4 protein-coding genes are annotated in these 4942 nt (G+C 63.7%); 2 read left to right on the forward strand and 2 right to left on the reverse strand.

The window, feature by feature from the left end; translation table 11 throughout:
• Both IRZ31_RS20145 and IRZ31_RS20150 read right to left on the reverse strand, forming a co-directional pair.
• A partial coding sequence (locus IRZ31_RS20145; RefSeq protein WP_297157181.1) for an acyltransferase family protein occupies positions 1-434 on the reverse strand: 434 nt, incomplete at its 3' end.
• A gap of 2 nt (positions 435-436) precedes the next feature.
• Positions 437-2053 (reverse strand): AMP-binding protein, encoded by a 1617-nt coding sequence (locus tag IRZ31_RS20150; protein WP_297157184.1) that lies wholly within the window; start codon positions 2051-2053, stop codon positions 437-439.
• A 490-nt stretch (positions 2054-2543) separates the two neighbouring features.
• Here IRZ31_RS20150 and IRZ31_RS20155 point away from each other — a divergent pair, with 490 nt between their 5' ends.
• Both IRZ31_RS20155 and IRZ31_RS20160 read left to right on the forward strand, forming a co-directional pair.
• Positions 2544-3251: a response regulator transcription factor gene (locus IRZ31_RS20155; RefSeq protein WP_297157187.1), complete on the forward strand. Its 708-nt coding sequence runs from the start codon at positions 2544-2546 to the stop codon at positions 3249-3251.
• 3 nt (positions 3252-3254) lie between these two features.
• Positions 3255-4850, forward strand: coding sequence for a HAMP domain-containing sensor histidine kinase (locus tag IRZ31_RS20160; RefSeq protein WP_297157190.1), 1596 nt, complete (start codon positions 3255-3257; stop codon positions 4848-4850).
• Positions 4851-4942 lie beyond the last annotated feature (92 nt).

A 4942-nucleotide genomic window follows, 5' to 3' on the forward strand; every position in this document is an offset into this window, starting at 1 on the left:
TCGAAGAGCGCTGTCTTAAGAAAGGCGCTCCAGGAACTGGGGTGCGTGTTGACGACGACATAGACCAGGCTCCAGAAGACATAAGGAAAGATGACGCCCAGGCTGCGCTTCTTCCAGAACTGCCCGAGCGGGAAGCGGCGCCCGTTGTAGACGTAGACGAGAGCGAAGGCCGTGACGAACATGAAGATCTCGCGCGTGAAGTGGAACGAGACCAGCAGGGCGTTCTGGATGGCATAGCCCACTCCGCTCCCGTTGAGAAAGGCAGTGGCCGCCAGGACGTGCACCGCGATGACGCTGAGGGCGGTGCACGTGCGCAAGGGATCAAGCTCGTAGACGTGCGGTCGCTTGCTGCTACCGGCTCGGGAGCTGGAGCTGCGGCTATCGCTGGGGCGAGGCGCGCTGCTACTGCTGAGGCTGATACTGGTCTGGCTCAAAGCTAACTCCTGACCTCCTCCCTGGCAATCTGCTGTAGCTCGCCCCGCGCTTGTTCACGGGTGCGCAGCAGGCGGCGGTCGATCTTGCCGGTAGCGTTGCGCGGCAACTCGGGCAGGATCAGGAAGTCGACGGGGATACGCGGCGGACTGAGGCGCTGGCGGGCATAGCTGCGCAGCTCTTCGACGCTGAGCTGGCGGCCCTCTTGCAGGCTCAGGTAGGCCACGACGACCTCTCCGTAGAGCGGATCAGGTCGCCCAACCACGGCAACCTCGCGCACCGCCGGGTGTTCCTGCAGGGTCTCCTCGATCTCGCGTGGAGCGATGTTCTCGCCGCCGCGGTTGATGACCTCGCGCAGCCGTCCCTTAATGAAGAGATAGCCGTCCTCGTCGAAGTAGCCCAGGTCGCCGGTGCGGAACCAGCCGTTCTGGAAAGAGGAAGCGCCGGCTCCGTCCTCGTAAGCGCTGATGACATTGGGGCCAGCGATGCAGATCTCGCCCACCTCGCCAGGCGGCAGGTCATAGAGCAGGGCCTCGCTCAGGCCCTGGGCCGCGGCCTGGGCGCGAGGCAGACAGATGCGCATGGCTACGCCGGTCGGACGGCCCACCGAGCCGGGCTTATGCAGCGCGGGCGGCAAAGGGTTGGCCGCGACCTGGCTGCCGGCCTCCGACAGTCCGTAGGTCTCGATCAGAGGAATGCCGAAGCGCTCTTCGAAGGCGCGCAGGTTGGCCGGCGGTAGCGGAGCCGAGGCGCTGCGCGCGAAGCGCAGCCGGCCTGGCAGAAAGGCCGGGCGCTCCTCATTTTCGAGCAGCAGAGCCACGATGGTGGGCACGACGCTGATCCAGGTGGCCTCGTAGCGCTCCACCCAGGACCAGAAGCGTCGCCGGCTGAAGCGCGGGGCCACGATGAGCGAGGCGCCGGCCAGCAGCGAGGCGCAGAGGCTGACGACGGGGGCGTTGATGTGGAAGAACGGCAGGGTGGTCAGGCCGCGGTCGGCGCTGGTCAGGGCGTGACTGCGGCGCACCTGCTCGGCGGTCCAGACGATCTGGCGCTCGCTGAGGGCCAGCCACTTCGGCTCTCCTGTGCTGCCGGAGGTGCTCAGGTAGACGTGCCCCTCGCGCACCGGCAGACGCCGAACTGGCTCCGGGGCCCGACTGATGAGGGCGCTCAGTTGGGAGGCCGTGAAGAGTCGGACTGTGGAGGGCAGGAGCTGGGCGCTCCAGGCGCTCTCTCCTTCGTCGGCGGCACAGAGCACGCTCGGACGCTGACGCGCCAGCAGACGACGGGCCTCGTCAGCGCTGGCCGCCGGTGGCACGGGGATCAGGTCATAGCCGCTGCTGAGGGCCGTCAGCCAGATCAAACCGCTGAGCGGGCTGCCCGCCAGGGCAAGCATGATGCGCTGGGGCGGAGGACCGAAGAGCTGACGCAGAAGGGCCAGACCAGCCAGCGCCTGGCTGTAGCTCAGCTCTTCCCCGCTCTCGGCCTCAATGAGCAGGGCCTTGTGGGGCGTCTGCTGAGAGCCGCGCTGCAGACTGGCCAGGAGACGACCAGGCGTGAGTACAGTCCGCGACGGGAGCGTTGGCTCGATAGTTCTCGTTGGTGGTAGGCTGATAGTAGTCATAGACGTATCCGTTCCTGAGAGAGATCATCTCTGCTTTTCTGCAATCAGACAGACAACCTGCAAGCGAATCGTGCTGCTTTGCTTTGCCTGAGATAGGGCAGCTGGATTGACACCATAGTGAGCACAGCTTTTGAGTAGCACAAGCATTGTCTTTTGAAACTGCCATTCATCTTGCCACCTGGGGCTGAAAAAAGGCCGCAGCGAGCCTGAAAATTCGCTGAAATGGCGTCGCCGGCGGCTCTACAAGCGCTCTAGTCGCTGAGACTGGCCGTAAGAAAAATGGGCTGCACACTCGCTGGAGGAGGGCGAAAGGGAGAGAAAAAGGGTGATTCAGCAAATTTTCAGCCGGGCTTGCTATATACCATGCAGGTATTGTTCACTATCCCTTGGGGGCTGGCAGGTTTGCCACTTCAGGCCCCGCTGAGCGTATAGCAAGAAGAGAGAGCGTCTACTTTGGCACCTTGTATAAGATAGGGCACAGGATTTCAGCATGCTAGCGAGCAATAAGGAGCATAACGGTAGCAAGAGCAAGCAACCATCGGTTTTAATTGTCGATGACGAGCCGCAGATCATAGACTTTCTCCAGATGGGTTTTATCTACGAAGGCTTTCAAGTGCTGGTGGCCACCAGCGGGCCGGAGGCGGTGCGCATGGCCACGCAGCATCAGCCGGATATCATCATTCTGGACATCATGCTGCCCGGCTACGATGGCCTGGAGGTCACGCGCCAGCTACGGCGCAGTCATGATATCCCGATTATCATGCTCACGGCCCGCGACGAGGTTGACGACCGCGTTGCCGGCCTGGACTGCGGCGCCGACGACTACCTGACCAAGCCCTTCGCCTTTCGCGAGCTGATGGCGCGCACGCGGGCTGTGCTGCGCCGTCACGGCAACAATGTCGCTGACATCCTCTCGTTCCAGGACATTACTCTGGATCGGGGGACTCATACCGTCACCCTGCGCGGTGAGCCAGTCGAGCTGACGCCGCGCGAGTTCAGCCTGCTAGAGCTGTTCCTGATGCATCCGCGTCAGGTCCTCTCGCGCGACACTATCCTCTCGCGCGTCTGGGGCTACGACTACGTCGGCGACGACAACATTGTCGAGGTCTACGTCCGCCATCTGCGCGAGAAGCTGCACGACAATCCGCCACGCTTGCTGCAAACGGTGCGGGGTATTGGCTATACCCTGCGAGGCTAAAGCATGAAGAAGCGCGCCAATCTTCTGCCGCGACTCTTACGCCACGTGCCGATCCGCTGGCGCCTGGTGCTGGTCTCTCTTGGCCTCTTGACCCTCCTGCTCGGCTCGCTCGGGGTGGTCATCTCCCTGATTGCCGAGCAAGACCTGCTCTCCAATCAGGTCGACGTCCTCTGCAACGAGGCTCAGGTGGCCATCAAGGGCATCATGAAAGGCAACCAGGACCACCCCTTCCGCCTCTCGTACACCTTTCTGCCGCCAGAGAAGCCGTCGACGGACTTTCTCTATACCGCCTCGACGCTGGCTTTCCGCCTGGTGAGTCCCAGCACCAACGCCGCCATTCTGGCCACCGATGGCAGCGTGCTGGTGCCGGGCAGCACTTCCCCCTTTGCCTTGCAGCCCATCAGTGTACCGCCCGCGCAGGTGCAGCTGGCCCTGCAGCGCAACGACCAGCGCCCGCCTTACCTGGTGCTCAAAAGCAGCAATGGGCAGCCGCAGCTGGTGGTCTTCCTGCCGCTGGTCGATACCTTCCGCGACCACACGCTGGGCATCCTCCAGATCAGCACCTCGACGACGCCGATCGATGACTTTTTGACCACGCTGCATCTGACGCTCTTCATGGGCGTGATAGTGCTGCTGGGCCTGGCCACAGCCCTGATCTACCCGCTGGTCAGCGTGGCCCTCCATCCGCTGGTCGAGATCGAGCGCACCAGCCAGCGCATTGCTCAGGGCGAGCTATCGATGCGCATCGAGCCGCCGCCAACGGATGATGAGATCGGACGTCTGGCTCACTCCTTTAATCGCATGGTGGCGCGGCTGGAGGAGGCTTTCCAGCGTCAGAAGCGCTTTGTTTCGGATGTCTCCCATGAGTTGCGCACGCCGCTGACGGCTCTGAGCGGAAGTCTGGAGATGTTGCTGCTGGGGGCCGATCGCGGTGACCTGGAGGCGGCGCGGCGCCTGGCGCGTGGCATGTATGCTGAGGTGCAGCGTCTACAGCGCATGGTCGAGGATTTGCTGGTACTGACGCGTCTCGATGCGGGTCGCCTGGAGATGCGGCGTGAGTTAATCAGAGCCGGCGACATTCTGGCAACGGTCTGTGAGCAGGCGGCACACCTGGCGCATGGCCAGACGCTGCGCTGGAACGTAGCCCCGGGTACACCGGCCCTGCTGGGCGATAAGGACCGTCTGCGTCAGGCTCTGCTCAATATTGTCGATAATGCCTTGAAATATACACCTGCCGAGGGAACGGTCGAGCTGCAGGCCAGTCCGGCCAGCGGTGGCCTGGTCATGCTGAGCGTGCGCGATACGGGCGAGGGGATTCCGCCCGAGGCGCTGCCCCATGTCTTTGAACGCTTCTTCCGCGCTGACCCCGCTCGCAGCCGCGCAGGGCGCCGGCCCGGTGGCAGCGGGCTGGGACTGGCCATCACTCGTGAGCTGGTGGAGGCCCAGGGCGGCAAGATTCGCCTCGATAGCCGGCTGGGCGAAGGGACCACGGTCACGATTCTCTTCCCTGCCGCTGTTGACGGACGGGCCGCGGCGCGCGGCGAGGAGACGGTGCGCAGCAGTCGCAGTCTGTCGCAGCCTGGCAGCCGCCCCTCGTGAGACGAGGCCGGACCACGGGCCTGCTTGTGCTCGTCGAAGAACAGGGGCCAGGTGGGGGAGGGCGTCGCGTAAGGAAAAAGAAAGAAGGGAGG

It is taken from the genome of Thermogemmatispora sp., from assembly GCF_019683635.1.
Taxonomy (GTDB): domain Bacteria; phylum Chloroflexota; class Ktedonobacteria; order Ktedonobacterales; family Ktedonobacteraceae; genus Thermogemmatispora.